Genomic DNA, 24,052 nt, shown 5'->3' with positions numbered 1-24,052 from the left:
TAAATTAGTTTAAGAGAACAAATTTAATAAAATTCTCTCAATAAGAATATCAATTTACTAAAAATGAGTAAATAAACAATAATAGTAAATCAAATTTTATTAAAAAACTTTTATTTCATTTTCAGCGAATCAATTATAAATCTAAATAGAATGTCTTCTCGAAAAAAATGGAACAAAATTAGTTCTACTTTAATATTCAAATTAACTTTACAAAAGTTATAAATATAAAACGTAATGTCTGTAAATAAAGAAATCAAACGTATCACTACCGAAACTGTTCGTAACATGAAATTTACTGGAGAAAAAATTTCGATGTTAACGGCTTACGATTATACCATTGCTTCTCTTGTAGATGCAGCTGGAACAGAAGTGATTCTAGTAGGTGATTCTGCGGCAAATGTAATGGCTGGTCACGAAACGACTTTACCTATTACTTTAGACCAAATGATTTATCATGCGCAATGTGTAGTTCGTGGTGCAAAACGAGCTTTAGTCGTTGTTGATTTACCTTTCGGAACTTATCAATCTGATCCACAAAAAGCATTAGAATCTTCAGTTCGAATCATGAAAGAATCTGGTGCACATGCAATAAAATTAGAAGGAGGAAAAGAAATTGAAGAATCTATCCGAAGAATTGTAAATGCTGGTATTCCTGTAATGGGACATTTAGGTTTAACTCCTCAATCTATTTATCAATTTGGTTCATATAAAGTTCGTGCAAAAGAAGATACGGAAGCAGAAAAATTAATCAATGATGCTAAATTATTAGAAGAATTAGGATGTTTTTCTTTGGTAATGGAAAAAATTCCTGCAGATTTAGCAACAAAAGTAACAGCTTCTGTTAATATTCCTACAATAGGAATTGGAGCGGGTTCTGGTTGTGATGGTCAAGTTTTAGTTGTACACGATATGTTAGGACTAAATAATGAATTCAAACCAAAATTTGTTCGTAAATATTTAAACTTAGAAGATCAAATTCATCAAGCAATTGGACAATATGTTGCTGATGTAAAATCAGGTGATTTTCCAAATATGAATGAACAATATTAGAAGTTAAGGTTGAGGTTAAGGTTGAGACAAAGACAAAGACAAAGACAAAGACAAAGACAAAACTCAATCTTAGCCTGATTCTAAACTTTTTTTATCTCAGTCTATTTCTTAATCTAAATCTTAACTCATGCCTTATCACGATTTCACAGAAATGCCAATTTGGATAAAAGCTATGAATATTGCTGTTCAAATTTTTGAATTAACTTCAAACTTACCACGAACTGAAGATTATGGATTAACATCACAAATAAGACGTTCTTCAGAAAGTATATCAGCAAATATTGCTGAAGGTTTTGGCAAATCGAGTATTAATGATAAAGTTAAATATTATGAAATCGCAAAAGGTTCTGCTTTCGAAACAAAATCTCATTTGTATTATGGTCAGAAAGTTGGATATTTTAACGAAAATTCAATAAATCTTCTTCTTGAAGAATTAAATGCTACAATTTTTGAGATTAATAAACTCAAAAAAGCATTAAAAAATTAAATAAACTCTAATTAATTAGGTTGACTTTCCCTAAGCCTTAACCTTATTCTCAATAACATGAATCCAGAAATTTTATTCGAAGACAATCATTTATTAATTATCAACAAAAAAGCTGGCGAACTAGCTCAAGGAGACGAAACAGGTGATATTCCACTTATCGATAGTCTAAAGGACTATATAAAAAAACGTGACAATAAACCTGGAAATGTATTCTTAGGATTGGTTCACCGTTTAGATCGTCCAACTTCTGGCGTATTAATTTTTGCTAAAACTTCGAAAGCCTTGACGCGAATGAATGAAATATTTCAAAAAAGAAATATTGACAAAGTTTATCGTGCCATTGTACAAAGCAAACCGCCAAAAGATTTTGAACGTTTAGAACATTATTTAAAGAAAAATCCGAAAAATAATAAAACAACAGTTTATTCAAAACCAACTGCCGATGCAAAAAAAGCTATTTTAGAATATACTTATTTAGGTGCTTTGGATACATTTCATTGTGTAGAAGTAAAACTATTTACAGGTCGTTCTCACCAAATTCGTGCACAACTTTCTGCCGTTGGTTCTCCTATTAAAGGCGATTTAAAATATGGTGCAAAACGCTCTAATCCTGACGGAAGCATTTGTTTACATGCACATAAGATTACTTTTGAACATCCTGTTAAAAAAGAAGAAATGACAATCGTGGCTCCAGTTCCGAAAGATGCAATTTGGCAAGCAACGAACAAATTTAATTCGTAAATTTGTCACTTATTTGTTTCTCAAATGAACAGTCTATTTTATTTCATAATTTTTCAAATTTCGCGTTTACCACTTTCGGTTTTATACAGATTTTCAGACTTTCTATTCTTTCTGTTATATACTGTTATTGGTTATAGAAGACGTGTAATTAGAACAAATTTAGAAAATTCTTTTCCCGAAAAATCTCAAGAAGAAATCAAGGATATTCACAAGAAATTCTATGTCAATTTTTGTGATTATTTGGTTGAAACATTAAAAAGTTTTTCCATTTCCCAAGAAGAATTAGACAAGCGATTTACCTATTCTAATCTTGAAATTTTTGATGAAATAAAATCCGAAAAACGAGATGTTATGATGATGTGCGGCCATATTTTCAACTGGGAATGGTTTATTGGAACTGTAAAACATTTGCCTACGAAAGAAAGTGCTGCTGTATATCACAAAATACGAAATCCTTTTTGGAATGAAAAAATCAATGCAATGCGTGGTCGTTTTGGCACAAAAGCATTGGATATGAAAGAAGTATTACGATTTATGATGAAAGCTCCAAATGATGGAGAATTAACCTATCTATTTGTAGCCGATCAAAGTCCGAAACAATCTGCCGTTCATTATTTTATCAATTTTTTAAACCAAAGAACTCCTGTTTTTAACGGTTTTGATAAAATTGCGCGACGCAAAAATATGGGTGTTGTATATTGTAAAACAGAAAAAATAAAACGCGGATATTATCACACAACTTTTATGCGAATACAACCTCAGCAAGAGAAATTTGAAGAAAATGAAATTGTTCATCAATTTTTTCATCATTTAGAACAAACCATTCAACAATATCCTGATAATTGGCTTTGGAGCCATAAACGCTGGAAATATGCCGATTTATAACATGAAAACAGCAATTGCAATCTTAAATTGGAATGGCGAAAAATTATTGCCACAATTTTTACCTTCAGTTATTAACAATTCTAAAAATGCAACCATTTATGTCATTGATAATGCATCAACTGACAATTCAATCGAATTGTTGAAAACTCAATTTCCTTCAGTTAAAATTATTCAAAACAAAAGAAATTTTGGTTTTGCACAAGGATATAATGAAGGATTAAAAGAAATTGATGCAGAATATTTCTGTTTATTAAATTCGGATGTTGAAGTAACCGAAAATTGGATAGAACCAATTGAAAAACTATTTGATCATCATCCCGATATTGCAGCAATTCAACCCAAAATATTAGATTACAAAAACAAAGAATATTTTGAATATGCCGGAGCTGGAGGAGGTTTCATCGATAAATTTGGATATCCTTTTTGTCGTGGACGTGTTTTTTCAACTCTCGAAAAAGATCACGGACAATATAACGATACAACACAAATTTTTTGGGCAACTGGCGCAAGTTTATTTATTCGTAAAAAAGATTTCTTTGAACAAAATGGCTTTGACGAAGATTTTTTTGCTCACATGGAAGAAATCGACTTATGTTGGCGACTAAATAACGCTGGACGAAAAATTTATTATTGTGGAGAATCGGCTGTTTACCATTTAGGCGGAGCAACTTTAGATAAAGCAAATCCAAAAAAATGGTACTTAAATTATCGTAATAGTTTGTGGATGCTACTAAAAAATCTTCCTTCGAAAAAACTTTTCCCAATAATTTTCACACGCCTTTCTATGGATGGAATTGCAGCGATTGCATTTTTATCAAAGCAAGGTTTTTCTCATGTTTGGGCTGTTTTTATATCACATATGCATTTTTATCGTGGTTTATTTAAAATGTATAAAAAGCGCCAAAAAAATCAAAACAAAAATTATTCGAATATCGAATTATTACCTTTTCAATATTTCATACAAAAACGTCAATATTTTAAAGATTTGAAATAATTATTTCTCAAATTAAATCATTTCTTAAAATTTCTATAAACTTTTAATTCTACAATAATAGAATTAAAATCTTTTACTATAATTGTAGAATAAAATCAAACTACAATGAAAAAAATCTTATTTATAATCTTAGGATCAATCACTTTAAGTTGCCAAACTTCAAAAATAAATGAAGAAGATAAAACTAGGATAAAAGCAGAATTTGAAGCAATGAGAAATATAGATCAAGTTTATGCAGGCATTCCGCCCAAAGAAATGATGGAGCAATATGGAAGAAAGAAAGCATGGGAAATTTTCTATCAGAAAAGAGATAGTGTTAATCTAACAAATCAAAAAATTGCAAAATCTTATTTCAAAAAATATGGTTATATTGGATCAAAAGATTTTGACAGAAGAACATCAGGAAATTTTTGGATAATTGTTCAACATGCAGATAATGATATTAAATTCCAGAAACAAGTTCTCACTAAAATGAGAAAGCAAATCAAAAAAGAGAATGCTATAAAATCTCAATATGCAATGCTAGAAGATAGAGTGAATGTAAATCAAAATAAAAAACAGCGCTTTGGTAGTCAAGTAACGTATAATAAATATGGGCAAGCAATTCCTAAAAATGGTCTTATAGATAGTCTAAATATTGAAACTTTGCGAAAAGAATATGAATTACCAACTTTTAAGGAATACTATAATGAAATGACAGAAATGCATTTTGAAATGAATAAAGAAGCATTAATCAAAAGCGGAATTCTCGAACCAAAACTATATTAAATAACTTTTTAAAAATCAAACTACAATGAAAACATTATTTACATTACTTAGCTACTGCACAATATTTTCTGGTATTGTATTCGCTCAAAAATTAGAAGTTATGTACCAAGAAACCCTAAAAGTAAATCCTGATGAATATAAAAGCTCGGTTAAATATTCGGCTGATGGAAAAGAAAGCACGATTCCTAATGATATATTTTCTGAGTTGCTAAAAAGTGTGACTGAACCGAAAAATTATCTTTTAACGATTTATAATCATGAAACAAGCTACAAAAAAATTGAAAAGCTAAACAATAAACAGGTAAACTCGTCTTTTTATTTTGATGGTAGCGGTACTACAAAGGATTTGTTTAAAAACTTAACAACAAAAGAATATTTCAGAAATGTAAGAGTGATGGGCAAACCATACATTATAAAAGATAAATTAAAAGAATACAAATGGAGTTTAACAAGAGATTCTAAAAAAATTATTGGTTTTGATGTCAAAAAAGCAACAGCAGTTATCGATAGTACAACAACAGTTACAGCTTGGTACGCCCCAAGTATCGCTGTAAAAGACGGACCTTCGATGTTCAATGGTTTACCAGGTTTAATTTTAGAATTAGATATAAAAAACACAAAGAGAAAAGGTATTGAAAGTCATACTATCAGCGCTATCGAAGTAAAAGAAGTTCCTACTGTTAAACCTTTTGACAAACCAAAAGATAAAAATATTATTACAAATGATGAATATAAGGCTCTTAATAAAAAAGAACTTGAGCATTATAAAAAAATGACTTCTGAAGGAGTAAGTAAGGATTAAAGAAAATATTTTCATCCCTCATTAAACATTTTCAATTATTTCTTGTCTAAAGGCAATAATCACATTTAAGATGAGAAAAATAATTTCAATTTTTGTTTTATTATTTGGCTTTATAGCCTTTGCACAACAAGAAAAAGTAGAAGTTTCTTACACAACTCGTATTATTTTGCCAGACGATTTTAGTTTTCAATCTTCTAATAGAGGAAATGGACGTACAATGTCAAAAGAAATGCAAAAACAATTCAAGAAAAATATTCAAGAACCACAAAAAGCAACATTGACAATTTTGGGAGATGAATCTTTGTATAAAATGATCGAAAAAATCTCTAACGATCAAAGCCAAAACTCAAGAGGAATGAGAGGTGGAATGCGAACAATGTCGATGAATGGAGATAATATTTATAAAAATAGTACAACTCATCTCTTATTAAAAGATCAAAACATGATGGGAAAGAACTATGTTGTAAAAGATTCTCTGCAAAATTTTGATTGGAAATTAACACGCGAAACAAAAACAATATTAGGAAACGAAGCCAAAAAAGCAACAGCTATTATTGACAGTATTCCAACAACCGTTTGGTACATTCCGACATTAAAATATAAAACAGGACCAGAAAATTATTGGGGATTACCAGGCTTGATTGCCGAAGTAGAAACAGAAATAAACAGAGGAACGTTTAAAGGTTCAAAAATTATTTCTTTGACCGATATAAAAACATCAACCAATACAAAACCAATCGAAAAACCAAAAGACAAAAATAGTATTTCGCAAACAGAATTTAATAAATTAATGCAAGATCAACGATCTCGTTTTGAAGAAATGCGAAATTCAGGCGTAAATAAACGTGATTAACCTTTCTTAAAATTCAATTAATTTTCCTAAATAATTGATTTGATTTCATATAATAACACTTATATTTAATTAAAATTAATCTTAGAAATAAATTATTATGAAAGCTTTAATCATCGTAGACATGCAGTACGATTTTTTACCAGGAGGTTCTTTGGCTGTGAATGATGGAGATAAAATTATCGAACGTATAAATAAATTACAAGAGAAATATGATGTTGTTGTAGCCACACAAGATTGGCATCCTGCAAATCACAAAAGTTTTGCTTCTCAACATCCAGAAAAACAACCTTTCGATGTAATCGAATTAGACGGAAATCAACAAGTTTTATGGCCAGATCATTGTGTTCAAGGTACTAAAGGTGCAGAAATACACAAAGATATTAAGCAAAACAAAATAAGTGCAATCATCCGAAAAGGCATGAATCCCGACGTAGATTCGTACAGTGCTTTTTTCGATGTCAATAAGAAGAATCCAACAGGTTTAAATGGATTTTTAAAAGATCATAATGTAACAAGCGTATATGTTTGTGGTTTAGCTGCTGATTATTGTGTTTATCACACAGCAAAAGATGCTTTATCATTGGGTTACGCAACCTATATTTTAGAAGGTACAACAAAGGCAATTAACCAAGAACTTTTTGATGAATTGAAAGAAGATTTTATTAAAAAAGGAGGTAATGTATCAACGTATTTATTATAATCAAATAATATAATTGAACAATAAATCGATACCTAAAAATGTCATTTGAAAAGCCTTAACTTTTTGAATGACATTTTATTTTTTCAATAAATTTTGAAATAATCTGTAACATTCATCTATAAAAGTAGACTAACTTATTAAATACAAAAATTATGAAGAAAGCAATCTTAACATTCGCATTAGGAATTATCACAACTACAATTTCTCTAGCACAAGATAATAAAACACAAAACATTGATGCAACTTATGTAATGGAAGTAAAAATGGATTACGAAAAAACCATGAAAACAATTCCAGAAGCATATCGTGCTCAAGTTGGTGGAATGCTAAAAGCTGAAATAGATGCTGGAATTTTTATGACTTATTTCTTTAAAAGTAATTCTAAATATTCAACCTTCACATTAGAAGAAAAAGTAAATAACGGACAAGGTGGTTTAGGATTTATAGCACAACAAATGGCTGCTATGGACAACAAACCAACCTATAAAGATTTTACCTCAACACCAAATTTGTATTACAAAGAAGTTGACTTAGGAGTAAAACAATACTTGATTAAAGATCAAATTCCAGATTATAAATGGAAAATATCTCGTGAAAAAACAGATATCGCAGGATACAAAGTTACAAAAGCAGAAGGCGTTATGATGGATTCTATTCCTGTAACAGCATGGTACGCACCAGAAATTCCTGTAAAAGATGGACCAACTTCTTTGGCAGGATTACCAGGATTAATCATTAAAGCTGAATTTGAAGCCAACGGAGCTCATTTAATTTATACATTGAAGGATATAAAAATTTCTGACAAAGAATTAAAAATTAATCTACCTTCAAAAGGAGAAATTGTTACGCAAGAACAATTTATGAAAATCGTAATGGATATTCAGAAAAAAATGCAAGAACAAATGAACAGCGGTATAGATACCAAATAGTTCATCAAAAAAATACATAAAACACATCTGTCATTAACACATAAACAGATGTGTTTTTACAAAAATCTCTATTAAGGCATCAACCAAAAATGCATATGAAAAAATTACTCTATCTTATTTTATTTATTTCCAGCGCTCAAATCTCTTTTGCACAAGAATGTAAAATAAAAGGTTCTGTAGCAAATGACAGCGGTATTCCTGTAACAGATGCTTCCGTTTCTATTTTTGATAGCAAAAACGAAGGAAAAGGTTTCGTATTTACAAGTAACACTGGCGAATTCGAATTCAAATTGCCTTGTGGTGAAAAATACGACATCGAAATTGAACAAGCTGGTTACGAAACATATGTTGAAAATGTTGAGTTAACTGAAAATATCAACAAAAAAATAAAACTTGCAAAAGGAAAAGAAATCTCCTTAAAAGAAACAATTGTAAAAGCTCAACAAGCTATCAAAGTAAAAGGTGATACAATTGAGTTTGATGCAGATTCTTTCAAAGTTGGAAATGAAGAAACATTAGAAGATATCTTAAAAAAACTTCCTGGAATTGAAGTACAAAACGGAAAAGTAATGTACAAAGGAAAACCAATGGCACAAGTTACTGTTGGTGGACGTGAAGTTTTAGGTGGAAATGAAAAATTATTGAATAAGAATTTACCTTCGGATGCCGTTTCTAAAATTCAACTAAACACAAAATTCAAATCAAATCCTTTTGCTTCTTCATTACAAGAAGATGACGAACAATTCTCGCTAAACATCGAATTGAAAGATGATATGAAACGTCTTGCTTTTGGGAATGTTACTTTAGGTGGAGATGCAGATAAACATACAGATGCGCAAGCTAAGATTTTTTACTTCTCAGAAAAAACAGATGCAACATTAATCAACGATTTTAATACATTCGGAAAACAAGTTTTCGATCAAGATGATTATATCAGTTTCTTTGGTGGATATTCTGAATTTAATTCTGAAGGAAGTATTTATTCATTAAGAGGAAATTCGAATAATTTGAACTTAATGACAAAAAATGATGCGCCGAGTATGAATACATATAATGGTGCAATTCATTTTGGTGTTGAACCAAATAAGAAACTAAAAATCTCTGGATTTGGTTTACTTAACACAAATAATATTCGTTACGATTCTAAATCCGAACGATATTATAACAACATTTCAACACCTTATACAACTGTCGATCAAGAACAAAATAAGAGCAATGTTTTAATGGGAATGTCGCGTTTTCGTATGGATTATAATCCAAATGATAAAGGACAAATTAAATATCGTTTAAACTTTAATTATTTAGATAGCCAAAACGAACAATTGGTTGATAGTTATTATAACGATCAAAAAAATAGCTTTAGAAATGTAAATTCGGATCAAAAGAATTATTCATTGTCACAAACTTTATCTTACATCAGAAAAGTTGGGCGCGATGATAATGTTGGGCTATATTTCCGTCATCAATATCAAAAAGATACGCCAGATTACAATGTTTTATCAACAGCTAATCCGTTCTCATCTTTCAATTTTTTCAAAAATTTATCAAAAATAAATGATCAATTTAATATTAATCAAGATCAAAATTTTGTTTTAAATACAGTTCAATTATACGGAATTTATAATCACTTATTGACAAATACATCTAATCTTAAAATAAAAGTTGGAACAAGTTTTAGTACGCAAGATTTTGATAATAAAATCTATGATTTCAAAAATTTAATGAATGATAATTCATTAATCAGCAATACAGATTTAGATTACAATGAAACATTTGCAGATGTAACATTCACAAAGAAATTCGGTAATTTTCAAGCCGATTTAGGTGCAGGAGTTTCGTTCTTCAATGAAAAGTCAAAATATCAAGATGGAGAAAAGTTAAATCGTTCGGAAACTAAAGTTTTACCACATGCTGTTTTACAATACAAGTTTAACAATGCAACAAGTGTTCGTGCAAGTTATTCACAAGACTATAGCTATCCTTACACAAAAGATTTTAATGATTCGTACACAATTCAAAGTTACCAATCGATTTTCTACGGAAATAGAAATTTAAGACAAGCTTTAACGCATACTGCAAGTATTAATTTTAATCATTTTAATTCGTTCACTTTCTTCAATATTTTCGCGAATTTGAGTTATACGTTACAAGAAAAAAGTATACAAACACAATCTATTTTGAATCGTGATTTTATAATCTCTGGAAACGATACAATTGTAAACAATTATCAATTCAATACCTTAATAAATTCTGGTAATAACCAAGAAACATATTCAGGATATTTTAGAATAGGAAAACGTTTTGCTAAATGGTACAATGCACGATTAACAGGTAATATTTCTACTTCTAATTATTATACAATTACACGAAATATTGAATATAAAAATGGTGTTGTAACAAATGATGATTTGAATAATGTAAACAACAAAAGTTTTAATCAAACATATAATTTAGAGAACTCATTTACATTCAAAAAGAAATTTGAATTGAAAGCTGGAGTTAATTTGAACTTAAGTAAATATAAATCCTTATCTGAACAGAAATTTACAAACTGGCGACCATACGGAGAAGCTGCTTGGTCTGCTACAAATAAATTGTTAATTCAGACCGATTTCTCTTATCGTTTACAATATCGTGATGGTAAAGAAATAAATACAGCAAGAGAATTGAACGCTTCTGCACGATATAATATTGCGAAGAAAACTTATTTAACACTTACAGGAGGAAACCTATTAGGAAACAATGTAATTGTTACAAATGGATTTAATGACAACTACATCTCAACTACAACTAAAAATGTTTTGGGAAGATATTTTATCGTGAGTTTACGATACAAGTTTTAGTCTAAATTATGATGAATTCAATAAAAAAGCCCTTCTGTATAAGGGCTTTTTTATTGAATTTATTTTATCACTTGTGGATAATCAAATATATTATTTGGATCATATTTCTTTTTTAATTGTTGTAATCGAACCAAATTATCACCAAAATAAGCATTATTTGCATCAGGAAAATTGATGTCAGGATAATTTCGATATTGTTTTGTATTCCCGATATTTCTTAACAATTGTTGAACTTCTTCAAATGATTTTGTCAACTTTTTTTCTTGTGCAGGCAAATCCCAATAAGCTTGTAATTCGCTCAAATAATTAATATCTCGATGTGGATATGCAGAATCAGAAGATTTTATTTCATTAATTTTTCCTCCCAATGTATTTATCTGATAAATCATTCCTTTAGAAGCGGCTACTTTTTCAAAAATATCTCCTAAACCTTTTTCTATATCATCAATTCCTTTGTACAAACCAGCAGAAGCATTTTTAAAATAAATGGGCTCTTTTACGCCATAATAATTTTTTAGCGCAGCTGCCAAATTCCTATCTTTCATTGGTTTGTAATTATTTGCTAAAGGAATTAAATTCGAAAATATTTTCTCAAAATCTGTTTGATTTGCTGCAAAATTGGTGAATAAAATTGTTAAAAATTTTCCATTCAATACAAAAGCAGAAAAGGCTTCATTTGGTAATTTTTCGGTTGCTTGAAACCAAAGTCGAATAAGCTTGATAAATTTATCTTTCGTAAGATTATTAAATTTCATACGATATCCGCTGAACGATTGTGGTACAGGATAAGTTTTGAAATGTAATTCCGTTACAACTCCAAAATTTCCGTTTCCGCCACCTTTGCATGCCCAAAGTAAATCTGGATCTTTATCAGAATCGATTGTATTTCCTTTGTAATCGATCATTTTTACACGAAGCAAATTATCGCATGTCAAACCATATTTCCTGCTGAAAAATCCATAACCTCCGCCTAATGTCAAACCGCCAATAGCAACAGTTCCGCAAGAACCAGCCGGAATAATTCTTTTCTTTGGTAAAAAATTAGCATAAATTTCTTGCAACAAACAAGCTGGTTGCAATTTCACTTTATTTCCTTGCAACCACGTAATTTCATTCATCAATCCGAGATGAATCAACATTCCGTTATCTATATTCGAAAAACTTTCAAAACTATGTCCTCCACTTCGAATAGCGACTTTCAGTTTCTTTTCATTTGCCAATGAAATTGCTTTTTTTATTCCATTTTCAGATTTACAAATAGCTATTATTTTCGGAAATTTTTCAATTCTTTTATTAAATGATTTTCTGTATTTATCATACTTCTCATCATCTTTTGTTACTAAAATTAAATCATTATCCAAGAAATCATCAAACGAATAAAAGGACATAAAAAAAATTCCTAAACTACCTGAACCAAGTAATTTTAGGAATTCTCTTTTTGTATATTTTTGTTGTTTCATCGCTAAAATTTGATTTAGCTAAAGATACAATTATTTAATATTATTCTCTTTTAACCAATTTCTATAATTCTCAGCATTTTTTAAATGTTCTTGATAATCGTTGGTATAAATGTGATAACCTGGTTTTTTAGGATCAGCAACAAAGAAAATAAAATCGTGATTTGCTGGTGATAAAACAGCATCTATTGCACCTAAATTTGGTAAACAAATTGGCGCTGGAGGCAAACCTTTGTTTCGATATGTGTTATAGGCATTCGACGACCATGTCCATTTTTTGTACACGCGTTGTACTTTTTGGTTCCAACCATTTTCCATTTTATACGCATAAATAGATGTTGGATCGGCTTCTAAACGCATATCTTTTGCTAAACGATTCATATATGCGCGTGCAACTTTTTGTTGTTCATCCATATTATCAGACGATTCTAATTGCACGATAGATGCCAACGTTGTCACTTGCAAAGGCGTCATGTTAAGCGCTTTTGCTTTAGCTAAACGATCTGCATTCCATACTTTATCGTGTTGCGCCACCATTTTATCTACAAACTTTTCTGGTGTTAATCCCCAATACACGAAATAAGTTTCTGGAATAAAATATTGTTTAACCGTTTCGTCGTTTAATGTTGTATCATTTTTTTCTTTTACAAAATCGCGAATAGCTGTTAAAACTTCAATCGAATCCATATCAATTTGTTTGGAAACTGATCCAGCTAAATGATAAATTGTTGGTTCATTTTTGATACGAAGTTTTACTTCTTCTTGTTCACCTCCTTGCAAACGATCAATAATATCTCGATTAGAATCTGAGCTTGATATTTTATATTTTCCAGATTTTATTGTTGCAGGATAATCAGCATCTTCTGCGTATTTTTTGAATAATTTTTCATCCTTCAAAAATGGTTTTAAAGAATCTAAAACTTGTTCAAATTTAGCTCCACGAGAAATATAAATAAAACCATCTTTGGTTGCATTTCCTTTGAAACCATCTATAAATGTACATCCTATAAGTACGAATGAACAGATTAATATTAATACTAAATTTAATTTTTTCATTGGATTGAATTAAATTTCAATTTCACCTTCAAAAACTTTTACTGCTGGTCCATTCAACCAAACATTGACAAAGTTATGATTATTTTCTTCAAAATTAACAGATAAATCTCCTCCTAGTGCTTTTACTTTAATATCGCTATTATTAACCTTCTTTGTAACATAAGCCGAAATTGCTGCTGCTGTAATTCCTGTTCCACAAGCCAAAGTTTCGTCTTCTACGCCACGTTCATATGTACGTATTTTAAGGCTATTATCTGGCATTACTTCAACAAAATTCACATTAGAACCTTTCTCGAAATAAGGAGCTCCGTTGCGTATTACTTTTCCTCTTTCGTAAACATTAATGTTTTTTACATTTTCTACAAACTCTACATGATGTGGCGAACCTGTATTCATAAACAAATAATTGTCGTATTCTTCTACTTCATTTACATCTATCATTTGTAAACGAATAACATTTCCATCAACTATTCCGTGATGTAAACCATCAATTGCATTGAATGTCATTTTGTCATCTGCAACAGACAAATCATTGGCAAACCGAATAATACAACGTCCACCATTTCCGCACATTGTACTTTCATTTCCATCGGAATTAAAATAAACCATTCTAAAGTCTGAATTATCATCATTTTGTAATAAAATCAAACCATCTCCGCCTATTCCAAAATTACGATCACATAATTTATTAATCAATTCAATCGATATTGGAAACGTTTTTTCGCGATCATCAATCATGACAAAATCATTTCCTGCTCCTTGATATTTATAAAACTTTAATTTCAACTTCTAAAAATTTTAAGCAAAGTAAAGATATTTTAATAACTCTTAACTAATATTATAAAACATTTATAATATTCTGTTAACATGCGTTAAACGGTTTGAAATGTTAAAATTTTGGTCTTAAATTTGATTTAATCAAAAACATTAAAACTTATATAAAAAGATGAAAAAATATACAGGTTACTTATTAGTTGGATTAGTTAGTTCTATGACAACTATGGGAGGTTTTTATTTAATGAATGACAATGGAAACAATCCATTTATTACAAATGCAAGTAATCAAAAAAATGGAGACTTTGAGTTTGTAGATTATAAAGGAAATTATGGTTATGATGCACCAAACTTTGTTCAGGCATCTAATAAAGCAGTACATACAGTTGTTAGTATTAAGAATTATTCTAATCAAAGACAACAACAAAGACAACAACAGTTTTTTGATCCGTTTGATTTCTTTTTTGGACAACCAGAACAGCAACAAAGAGGAAGACAACAGCAGCAACCAGATCAAGATCAACCATCAGGAATGGGATCTGGTGTAATTATTTCTCAGGATGGATACATTGTTACAAATAATCACGTCATACAAGGAGCTTCAAAAATCGAAGTTACTTTAAATAACCAAAAAAGCTATATAGCAGAATTGGTAGGTACAGATCCAAGTACAGATATTGCATTATTAAAAATTACTGAAAAAGGATTGCCTTTTACAAAATTTGTCGATTCTGATGCGATTAATGTAGGTGATTGGGTGTTAGCAGTTGGTAATCCTTTTGGGTTAACATCTACTGTTACTGCAGGTATTGTTTCTGCAAAAGGACGTAGCATTAATATTTTAGGTAAAAATTCTGAATCACCAATCGAATCATTTATCCAAACCGATGCTGCAATTAACCCAGGAAACTCTGGTGGAGCATTAGTAAATGCTAATGGAGATTTAATTGGTATTAATACCGCTATTTCTTCTCCTACAGGAGCATATTCTGGTTATGGATTTGCGGTTCCTGCTAACTTGGTGAAAAAAGTAGTTGAGGATATAAAATCATATGGAATTGTACAACGTGGATATTTAGGAATCAAAGGTTTTGATTTAACTAATGAAGATGCTGTAAAACAATACAACAAACAATTCAAGAAAAACATCAAAACTGATAATGGTGTGATGGTAACTGAATTGGTTTCGAAAGGTTCTGCAATTGATTCTGGAATTGAAGAAGGAGATATCATTACAGCTGTAGATGGTAAACCAATTACATCTTTCTCTACTTTATCTTTCATGGTTGGTAGCAAACGTCCAGGAGACAATGTTTCACTTACAGTAAAACGTGGAAACACAGAGAAAACATATTCAATTACATTAAAAGATGCAAAAGGAAGTACAAAAGTAAGAAGCAAAGCAGACTTAACACCTACTGAACTTTTAGGAGCACAATTTGAACCATTAACAGAACGCCAAAAAGATAATTTTGGAATCAATTATGGTGTGATGGTGAAAAACCTAGAATCAAGTGGAAAATTGGCGGCAGCTGGTGTTCAAGACGAATTTATTATTCTTTCTGTAAACGATAAAAATGTAAGTTCGCAAGAAGATATTGAAAAAATATTGAAAAATCATAAAGGTCGTGTTTCAATCAAATTTGCTGATTATTACGGACGTATTTATACAAAAGGTTTCACGATGGATTAAAATTTAGAGTCGATTTTAAATTTTAATAATTCATTACAAATAGCTATAACAAATTAAGTTGTAGCTATTTTTTTTGCGATAAATTTCAAATCAAAACTAGAAGTTAAAAAATCATCAATAACAGGGATTAAACCATCTGCAATAGATGCTTACATTTGATAAAATTAATCTTATGAAATTTAAACTATTGCTTTCTCTTCTTGTTTTATTCGTTAGTACAATTACTTTTGCTCAATCTAGACAACAAAAAGGACAAGAATTTCTCTACGGACCAACAATTGGGTATTCAAATCAAGCTGGTAATTTTGGAAAAATTGGTTTTTTTGGAGAGCTATCAATTGGCGATTTAAATTTATTAAAATTAGATTTTAATGGAAATTTTACAGGAATGCAAGGAACAACAAGCATTATTCCTGAAGTTGGATTAACATTTTACAAATTCCCTGCACGCTTAGGCGGTATTGGTTTATTTGCAGAAACAGAATTCACTCCTTATACATTTACACCAAAAGGCGGAATTAGTTTGTTTACATTCTTTGATATTGGATTTGGATATGGAATTGAACTAAAGCAAAAAACAAATTTTAAAACTATTGATGGATTTCAATTTAGTATTGGATTAAATCTTCCTTTAAATTTCAACATATATTAATTATTCATTAGTTTTGTTACATGAAAAAGTTCATCGCAATTTTTGTTTTAATCTTTAGTTTTCAAGTAAAAGCACAACAAAACCTTACCGATTATTTTACAATTAATCTAGGTTATGAATATTGGAATGGAAACTATGGAAAAGTTGGTACCGATCTATTCTTGGTACAAGACAACAACAATATTTTGACGTTTAGCGCCAATGCAAATTTGGGTTATATGAAAGATAAATTTCGTGTAATTCCAGAAATTGGAGCTGGATATATGTTCAATTTCCGTAATAATCCTGGTGATCCTTATAGCTCTAATTTTAATTCTGCTTTTTATGTTATTCGCGCAGAAGTTTCTCCTTGGACAATTACACCAAAAGCTGGTATTGCTGTTTTGAGCATTGTTGAACTAAATGCTGGTTATTCTTTTGAGTTTAGAGAGAATAATAATTTTAAAGATATGAGTGGTTTCCGAGCTGGTTTGGTTATTCACTTGCCGACTCAGCTTTTTTAGCATTTCGAATGCTTTTACGTAATTCTTTCAGACGAATATATAAATCTGAAGTAGAAGCATTTTCTTCGATTGCATTAAAAATAAATAAACCTTTATCAATATAAAAGAATATAATAGCTTCGTGATCAGCGATTTTAAAAGCATTTGTAATCCCATTAATCTTGTTTTCAACCCAAGATAATTTACATGTTTTTAGATCAAAAATATGATCTTCATTTCCTAAAATATCTTTGAAAATTAACTGATCTCCTTGCACATACAAAACTCCACTTCCTTGAAAAGATTTCATTTTCAGGAATCTACCTTGAGGACGACCAATATTATATCGCACAACAGCTTTCAGATCAACTTGATCTGGCAAACTATTCAATGTATGTTGCTCATTCTTTTCTCTGACTTTAGCGTCGGATACGGCAATAATAAAGAATATAGAAACAAAAATTCCGAAAATTAAAAATATAATTAGAATTGATATGATTGGCGCCATAGTTTACTTAAATGTTAAGTAAAGTTATAAAAAAGCTGGAATTAACATCTAAATAAACTATTTTTTTTGTTTTAGTTTAGCCTGCATATCGAAAAAAGAATAGTTTCTATGAACTTATTCAATCCAAATGAATAATATCTATTACGAAAAATAAATTTTTTATTAGATTACGATAAATTCTAACAAAAAAGTTCAACTAAAAATTTAGTTGAACTTTTTTTATTTTATATTATTTTACACTTATACGGGTGTGTTCATATCAAATGCTTCAAGATATTCTGCAACACGTTTTACAAACATTCCTCCCAATGCTCCGTCTACAACACGATGATCGTATGCATGAGATAAATACATTTTGTGACGAATAGCAATCATATCTCCTTGTGGAGTTTCTATAACTGCTGGTTTTTTCACAATTGCTCCCACAGCTAAGATAGCTACTTGTGGTTGAGGAATAATAGGCGTTCCTAATGTATTTCCGAAAGAACCAATATTAGTAATTGTATAAGTTCCGCCTTGAATTTCTACTGGTTTCAATTTATTGTTACGAGCACGATTTGCTAAATCATTAACTTGTGAAGCTAATCCTGCTAAATTAAATTGATCTGCATTTTTGATTACAGGAACGATTAAGTTTCCACTTGGTAAAGCAGCTGCCATTCCTATATTGATATTTTTCTTTTTGATGATTTTATCTCCGTCAACAGAAATATTAATCATTGGAAAATCTTGAATAGCTTTTGCTACAGCTTCTATAAAAATTGGCATGAAAGTAATCTTCTCACCATGTTTTTTCAAAAACTCATTTTTATTTTTATCTCTCCACAATACAATGTTTGTCATATCCACTTCAATAAATGAAGTTACATGAGGAGCAACTTGTTTTGCTTGTAACATGTTTTGCGCAATAATTTTACGCATTCTATCCATTTCTATAATTTCATCACCTTCTCCAACAGAAATTGGTGCTGATTGAATTTGTGATGTTTGAGGTTGAGCAACAGGTGTTGGTACAGCAGTTTGTCCTATTGGTTTTTCTGTTTGATTTCCTCTGTTCTTAACGAAATTTAAAATATCATCTTTCGTTACACGTCCGTCTTTTCCAGAACCAGAAATTTGATCTAATTCTGCTTGAGAAACACCTTCTTCTTTTGCAATCGATTTTACTAAAGGAGAATAAAATTTATCATCAGACGAAATAATAGCAACTTCAGTTTTAATTGTTGCTACTTCTGCTTCGATAGATTTTACTACATCTGCAATTTCTTGTTCACTATTTGTATTAATTTCTTCTACCGAGTTTTCTTGTTCAATAGCTCCTTCAACAGACAAAATTGCGATAGGTTCTCCTACTTTTGCAATTCCATCTACAGGAACTAAGATTTCTTTTAAAACTCCTGCTACTGGCGAAGGAACATCAGAATCTACTTTATCAGTTGCGATTTCAACAACAGATTCATCTTCAGCAATTGAATCTCCAATATTTTTGATCCAATTTGTTACAGTAGCTTCCATTACACCTTCTCCCATAGAAGGTAGAATTAATTTATAGTCAGACATTCTTGTGTTATTTGCTTAATACAAATCTAAACATTTTTTCGATTTTAAAAAATACCGTAAACAAGTTTAATTCATTTTAATTTTACCATATTAATAATATTAATTTAAAATATTACGAATATTATAATTCAGTAAGAATTTAAGAAGTTAATATTATGAATTTAATAGTTTTAAGCAAATAAAAAAATCCCCCAATCAAAGATTGAGGGACTTTTGAAATATTAAGAATAATTCTTAAGCTTCGTATGTTGCAGTACCGTTATTTACTTGAGGTTCTTTGATTTCACCAAAGTTTTTTTCGAAGTTAGTTACGTTTTCTGCTAACGATTGAGATAATTGTTTTGCTTGTAATGGAGACAAAATAATTCTTGATTTTACTGATGGTCTAGCACCTGGTAAAAATTGAACGAAATCTACAACGAACTCAGATGGTGAGTGGTTGATGATTGCTCCTGTAGCATAAACACCTTGAGCTACTAATTCGTTTAACTCAATGTTTAATCCTTCGTTTTGTTGATTTTCTGACATTATAATTCTTGTTTTGCGTTTATTAATTCCTCGTATTCACGGTTAGATCCTACGATGATGTTTTGATACTCTTTTAATCCAGTTCCAGCAGGAATTAAGTGTCCAACAATTACATTTTCTTTTAATCCTACTAAACCATCTACTTTACCAGCTACAGCTGCTTCGTTAAGAACTTTTGTAGTTTCCTGGAACGATGCCGCAGACATAAAAGATTTAGTTTGTAAAGATGCTCTTGTAATCCCTTGTAAAACTGCTTCTGCTGTTGCAGGTAAAGCTTCACGAGCTGTTACTAAGTTTTTATCTTCACGTTTTAATTTAGAGTTTTCGTCACGTAATTCGCGAATTGTGATGATTTGTCCTGCACTTAATGTATCAGAATCACCAGCATCTTCTACGACTTTCATTCCGAATAAACGGTCGTTTTCTTGCATGAAATCGTCTTTATGCTCTAAACTATCTTCTAAGAATCTTGAATCTCCTGAATCAACAATACGAACTTTACGTAACATTTGACGTACGATAATTTCGAAGTGTTTATCATCAATTTTTACACCTTGTAAACGGTAAACATCTTGAATTTCGTTTACTAAGTATTCTTGAACCGCTGTTGGTCCTAAAATTCTTAAAATATCTTCTGGTGTAATTGCTCCATCTGATAAAGGCTCACCTGCACGTACGAAGTCATTTTCTTGAACTAAGATTTGCGCAGATAATTTAACTAAGTAACGACGGATTTCACCATTTTTAGATTCAACGATGATTTCGCGGTTACCACGTTTAATTTTACCGAAAGATACAACTCCATCCATTTCACAAACAACTGATGGATTAGATGGGTTACGAGCTTCTAATAACTCTGTAATACGAGGTAAACCTCCTGTAATATCACCAGATTTAGCTGATTTACGAGGAATCTTAACTAAGATTTTACCTGCATTAATTTTTTCTCCATCATTTACCATTAAGTGTGCACCTACTGGTAAGTTGTATGTTTTTTCTTCACCATCGATTGTGATAACTCTTAACGCTGGAACTAATTTTTTATTACGTGATTCAGAAATAACTTTTTCTTGGAATCCTGTTTGCTCATCGATTTCAATTTGGAAAGTTACCCCTTGCTCTAATTGTTCATACTCAATTTTACCAGTAGATTCCGCAATAATTACCCCGTTATAAGGGTCCCAACTTGCAATCTCTTGACCTTTTTGAACTTTAGCTCCGTTTTTAACAGATAAAATAGTACCGTAAGCGATGTTAGTTTGTTGACGAACGTTTCCTAAATCGTCAATTACTTTCATCTCTGTAGAACGAGAAACAACTGTATCTACTTTGTTACCTGAATCATCTGTAGATTCAACTGTACGTAAGTCATCAAACTCAACTGTACCGTCAACTTTAGCATTAATTGTATTTTGCTCAGAAACGTTACCCGCAGTACCCCCAACGTGGAAAGTACGTAATGTTAACTGTGTACCAGGCTCACCAATAGATTGTGCAGCAACTACACCTACAGATTCACCTTTTTGAACTCCTTTACCTGTCGCTAAGTTACGTCCGTAACATTTAGCACAAATTCCAGTTTTCGCTTCACATGTTAATGGAGAACGAACTTCTACATTTTCAATACCAGCTGCTTCGATAGCATCACCAATATCTTCTGTAATAATATTACCAGCAGCGATGATTAATTCACCATTATCTGGGTTATAAATATCATTTAATGAAGTACGACCTAAAATACGAGAAGATAAACTTTCAATGATTTCTTCTTTTTTCTTAAGTGCTGTAACTTCTAAACCTCTTAATGTACCACAATCCTCGTGCATTACGATAACGTCTTGTGCAACGTCAACTAAACGACGAGTCAAGTATCCAGCATCGGCAGTTTTTAAGGCAGTATCGGCAAGACCTTTACGCGCACCGTGCGAAGAAATAAAGTACTCTAAGATAGAAAGACCTTCACGGAAGTTAGAGATAATTGGATTCTCGATAATATCCCCACCAGTAGAACCAGCTTTTTGAGGTTTAGCCATCAATCCACGCATACCTGATAACTGACGAATTTGCTCTTTAGATCCACGTGCTCCTGAATCAAGCATCATGAATACAGAGTTAAATCCTTGTTGATCTTCTGTCATACGTTTCATTACAATTTCTGTTAATGTTGCGTTTGTTGTTGTCCAAACATCAATAACTTGGTTGTAACGTTCGTTATTTGTAATAAGACCCATGTTATAGTTCATCTTAATGTTCTCAACTTGGTTGATTGCACCAGAGATAAGGTCTTTCTTTTGTTCTGGAATTAAGATATCTCCTAATGAGAATGATAAACCACCCTCGAAGGCATTTCTATATCCTAATTGTTTCATATCATCTAAGAAAGCAGCTGTTGTAGGGAAATCTGTAATCTTAATGATTTTATTAATGATTGTACGTAACGATTTTTTCGTTAATACTTCATTGATAAATCCTACTTGCTTCGGAACGATTTGGTTAAATAACACACGTCCTACTGAAGTTTCGATTAATTGATTTTCTACTAACTCCTCTCCTACACGAATAGTTCCTTTTACACGAATTGGTGCATTTAAATCAACTGCTCCTTCGTTATATGCAATTTGAACTTCTTCGTCTGAATAGAATGTTAATCCTTCACCTTTTACTGTAAATTGGTGGTCAGTACGACGAATTTTCGTCATGTAGTAAAGACCTAAAACCATATCCTGAGATGGTACAGTAATTGGAGATCCATTTGCAGGATTCAAAATATTTTGAGAAGCTAACATTAATAATTGTGCTTCTAAAACAGCTTCTGGTCCTAATGGTAAGTGAACGGCCATCTGGTCACCATCGAAATCGGCATTGAAGGCTGTACACACTAATGGGTGTAAACGAATTGCTTTACCTTCGATTAATTTCGGTTGGAATGCTTGGATACCTAAACGGTGTAATGTTGGGGCACGGTTTAATAAAACTGGATGTCCTTTAATTACATTTTCTAAAATATCCCAAACAACTGGCTCTTTTCTATCGATAATTTTCTTAGCCGATTTAACTGTTTTTACAATTCCACGTTCGATTAATTTACGAACAACAAATGGTTTGTATAATTCAGCTGCCATATCTTTTGGTAAACCACATTCGTGTAATTTAAGTGTTGGTCCAACAACAATTACAGAACGAGCAGAATAATCCACACGTTTACCTAATAAGTTTTGACGGAAACGACCTTGTTTACCTTTTAATGAATCAGATAATGATTTTAATGGACGATTACCATCTGCTTTAACGGCTGATGCTTTACGTGTATTATCGAATAATGAATCTACCGCTTCTTGTAACATACGTTTTTCATTACGTAAGATTACTTCTGGCGCTTTAATTTCCATTAATCGTTTCAAACGATTGTTACGGATAATTACACGACGATATAAATCATTTAAATCTGATGTTGCAAAACGACCTCCATCTAATGGAACTAATGGACGTAATTCTGGTGGAATAACTGGAATAACGCGCATTACCATCCATTCTGGACGGTTTACGTGATGCATATTTGACTCACGTAACGATTCAACAACTTGTAAACGTTTTAACGCTTCTGTACGACGTTGTTTAGATGTTTCGTTATGTGCTTTGTGTCTTAATTCGTAAGATAATTCATCTAAATTGATACGAGATAATAGGTCTTCTAGTGCTTCAGCACCCATTTTCGCAACGAATTTATTAGGATCTGAATCTTCTAGATATTGATTCTCGATTGGAAGAGTTTCTAAGATATCTAAGTATTCTTCTTCTGATAAGAAATCTAATCTGTTTAATTCTTCTCCTTCTGGTCCTTTTGCGATACCTGGTTGAATCACTACATATCTTTCGTAGTAAATTACCATGTCTAATTTCTTAGATGGTAATCCTAAGATGTAACCAATTTTATTTGGTAATGAACGGAAATACCAAATGTGTGCAATTGGCACAACAAGATTGATGTGTCCAATACGCTCACGACGAACTTTCTTTTCAGTAACTTCAACCCCACAACGGTCACAAACGATACCTTTATAACGGATTCTTTTATATTTTCCGCAGGCACATTCATAATCTTTTACAGGTCCAAAGATACGCTCACAGAATAACCCGTCACGCTCTGGTTTGTGCGTTCTATAGTTAATCGTTTCAGGTTTTAAAACTTCACCTTTAGATTCTTGAAGAATCGATTCTGGAGAAGCTAACCCGATACGGATTTTTGAGAATTGACTTGTTTTATTTTTTGTTGACATATAGATGTATCTA

At 31.1% G+C, this 24,052-nt stretch carries 21 protein-coding genes; 14 read left to right on the top strand and 7 right to left on the bottom strand.

Annotated elements, in window-relative coordinates; genetic code table 11:
• The first annotated feature begins 234 nt into the window (after positions 1 to 234).
• The 11 genes from panB to ACMHJW_RS01595 all read left to right on the top strand — a co-directional run bounded on the left by panB (position 235) and on the right by ACMHJW_RS01595 (position 11,052).
• On the top strand, positions 235 to 1,050 hold the full coding sequence (gene panB / locus ACMHJW_RS01645) for a 3-methyl-2-oxobutanoate hydroxymethyltransferase (protein WP_413531691.1): 816 nt from the start codon (positions 235 to 237) through the stop codon (positions 1,048 to 1,050).
• A gap of 127 nt (positions 1,051 to 1,177) precedes the next feature.
• On the top strand, positions 1,178 to 1,537 hold the full coding sequence (locus tag ACMHJW_RS01640; RefSeq protein ID WP_413531690.1) for a four helix bundle protein: 360 nt from the start codon (positions 1,178 to 1,180) through the stop codon (positions 1,535 to 1,537).
• Positions 1,538 to 1,594: 57 nt separating this feature from the next.
• On the top strand, positions 1,595 to 2,278 hold the full coding sequence (locus tag ACMHJW_RS01635; RefSeq protein WP_413531689.1) for an RluA family pseudouridine synthase: 684 nt from the start codon (positions 1,595 to 1,597) through the stop codon (positions 2,276 to 2,278).
• Between the two features lie 24 nt (positions 2,279 to 2,302).
• Positions 2,303 to 3,163, top strand: coding sequence for a lysophospholipid acyltransferase family protein (locus ACMHJW_RS01630; RefSeq protein ID WP_413531688.1), 861 nt, complete (start codon positions 2,303 to 2,305; stop codon positions 3,161 to 3,163).
• 1 nt (position 3,164) lies between these two features.
• Positions 3,165 to 4,157 (top strand): glycosyltransferase family 2 protein, encoded by a 993-nt coding sequence (locus ACMHJW_RS01625; RefSeq protein ID WP_413531687.1) that lies wholly within the window; start codon positions 3,165 to 3,167, stop codon positions 4,155 to 4,157.
• Between the two features lie 105 nt (positions 4,158 to 4,262).
• Positions 4,263 to 4,925 (top strand): DUF6624 domain-containing protein, encoded by a 663-nt coding sequence (locus ACMHJW_RS01620; protein ID WP_413531686.1) that lies wholly within the window; start codon positions 4,263 to 4,265, stop codon positions 4,923 to 4,925.
• A gap of 25 nt (positions 4,926 to 4,950) precedes the next feature.
• Positions 4,951 to 5,727 carry a GLPGLI family protein gene (locus ACMHJW_RS01615; RefSeq protein ID WP_413531685.1) on the top strand — a complete coding sequence of 259 codons (777 nt, stop codon included), beginning with the start codon at positions 4,951 to 4,953 and terminating at the stop codon, positions 5,725 to 5,727.
• A 70-nt stretch (positions 5,728 to 5,797) separates the two neighbouring features.
• Entirely contained in the window at positions 5,798 to 6,580 is a 783-nt protein-coding gene (locus tag ACMHJW_RS01610) for a GLPGLI family protein (RefSeq protein ID WP_413531684.1), read from the top strand.
• A 97-nt stretch (positions 6,581 to 6,677) separates the two neighbouring features.
• On the top strand, positions 6,678 to 7,280 hold the full coding sequence (gene pncA / locus ACMHJW_RS01605; protein WP_413531683.1) for a bifunctional nicotinamidase/pyrazinamidase: 603 nt from the start codon (positions 6,678 to 6,680) through the stop codon (positions 7,278 to 7,280).
• A 152-nt stretch (positions 7,281 to 7,432) separates the two neighbouring features.
• The gene (locus tag ACMHJW_RS01600; RefSeq protein WP_413531682.1) at positions 7,433 to 8,209 is read left to right on the top strand and encodes a GLPGLI family protein; all 777 of its coding nucleotides are present in this window, start codon (positions 7,433 to 7,435) and stop codon (positions 8,207 to 8,209) included.
• 95 nt (positions 8,210 to 8,304) lie between these two features.
• On the top strand, positions 8,305 to 11,052 hold the full coding sequence (locus ACMHJW_RS01595) for a TonB-dependent receptor (protein ID WP_413531681.1): 2,748 nt from the start codon (positions 8,305 to 8,307) through the stop codon (positions 11,050 to 11,052).
• Between the two features lie 59 nt (positions 11,053 to 11,111).
• Here ACMHJW_RS01595 and ACMHJW_RS01590 read toward each other — a convergent pair whose 3' ends face one another.
• From ACMHJW_RS01590 to dapF, 3 genes are read right to left on the bottom strand one after another with little or no spacing between them, the layout of a single operon-like run.
• On the bottom strand, positions 11,112 to 12,512 hold the full coding sequence (locus ACMHJW_RS01590; RefSeq protein ID WP_413531680.1) for an FAD-dependent oxidoreductase: 1,401 nt from the start codon (positions 12,510 to 12,512) through the stop codon (positions 11,112 to 11,114).
• Positions 12,513 to 12,542: 30 nt separating this feature from the next.
• Positions 12,543 to 13,565, bottom strand: a complete 1,023-nt coding sequence (gene mltG, locus ACMHJW_RS01585) for an endolytic transglycosylase MltG (RefSeq protein ID WP_413531679.1) — start codon at positions 13,563 to 13,565, stop codon at positions 12,543 to 12,545.
• A 9-nt stretch (positions 13,566 to 13,574) separates the two neighbouring features.
• Positions 13,575 to 14,351 carry a diaminopimelate epimerase gene (dapF, locus tag ACMHJW_RS01580; RefSeq protein ID WP_413531678.1) on the bottom strand — a complete coding sequence of 259 codons (777 nt, stop codon included), beginning with the start codon at positions 14,349 to 14,351 and terminating at the stop codon, positions 13,575 to 13,577.
• Between the two features lie 160 nt (positions 14,352 to 14,511).
• On the opposite strand from dapF, the gene ACMHJW_RS01575 reads away from it, so the two are divergent.
• From ACMHJW_RS01575 to ACMHJW_RS01565, 3 genes are all read left to right on the top strand, one after another.
• Positions 14,512 to 16,032, top strand: coding sequence for a Do family serine endopeptidase (locus ACMHJW_RS01575; RefSeq protein WP_413531677.1), 1,521 nt, complete (start codon positions 14,512 to 14,514; stop codon positions 16,030 to 16,032).
• A gap of 172 nt (positions 16,033 to 16,204) precedes the next feature.
• On the top strand, positions 16,205 to 16,684 hold the full coding sequence (locus ACMHJW_RS01570; protein WP_413531676.1) for a hypothetical protein: 480 nt from the start codon (positions 16,205 to 16,207) through the stop codon (positions 16,682 to 16,684).
• Positions 16,685 to 16,704: 20 nt separating this feature from the next.
• Positions 16,705 to 17,187 carry a hypothetical protein gene (locus ACMHJW_RS01565; RefSeq protein ID WP_413531675.1) on the top strand — a complete coding sequence of 161 codons (483 nt, stop codon included), beginning with the start codon at positions 16,705 to 16,707 and terminating at the stop codon, positions 17,185 to 17,187.
• On the opposite strand, the gene ACMHJW_RS01560 is transcribed toward ACMHJW_RS01565, so the two are convergent.
• The 4 genes from ACMHJW_RS01560 to rpoC form a co-directional block, all read right to left on the bottom strand.
• The gene (locus ACMHJW_RS01560; RefSeq protein WP_413531674.1) at positions 17,159 to 17,674 is read right to left on the bottom strand and encodes a hypothetical protein; all 516 of its coding nucleotides are present in this window, start codon (positions 17,672 to 17,674) and stop codon (positions 17,159 to 17,161) included. The genes ACMHJW_RS01565 and ACMHJW_RS01560 overlap by 29 nt on opposite strands.
• A gap of 240 nt (positions 17,675 to 17,914) precedes the next feature.
• Positions 17,915 to 19,234, bottom strand: coding sequence for a dihydrolipoamide acetyltransferase family protein (locus ACMHJW_RS01555; RefSeq protein WP_413531673.1), 1,320 nt, complete (start codon positions 19,232 to 19,234; stop codon positions 17,915 to 17,917).
• A gap of 234 nt (positions 19,235 to 19,468) precedes the next feature.
• Positions 19,469 to 19,762, bottom strand: coding sequence for a DUF3467 domain-containing protein (locus ACMHJW_RS01550; protein WP_019974304.1), 294 nt, complete (start codon positions 19,760 to 19,762; stop codon positions 19,469 to 19,471).
• Positions 19,762 to 24,039, bottom strand: a complete 4,278-nt coding sequence (rpoC, locus tag ACMHJW_RS01545; protein WP_413531672.1) for a DNA-directed RNA polymerase subunit beta' — start codon at positions 24,037 to 24,039, stop codon at positions 19,762 to 19,764. Before rpoC ends, ACMHJW_RS01550 begins: the two co-directional genes overlap by 1 nt.
• Positions 24,040 to 24,052: the final 13 nt, after the last annotated feature.

It is taken from the genome of Empedobacter brevis, from assembly GCF_965118635.1.
Lineage (GTDB): Bacteria > Bacteroidota > Bacteroidia > Flavobacteriales > Weeksellaceae > Empedobacter > Empedobacter brevis_A.
Note: the sequence above shows the minus strand (reverse complement) of the source record. Positions and strands in the feature narration are given on the sequence as shown.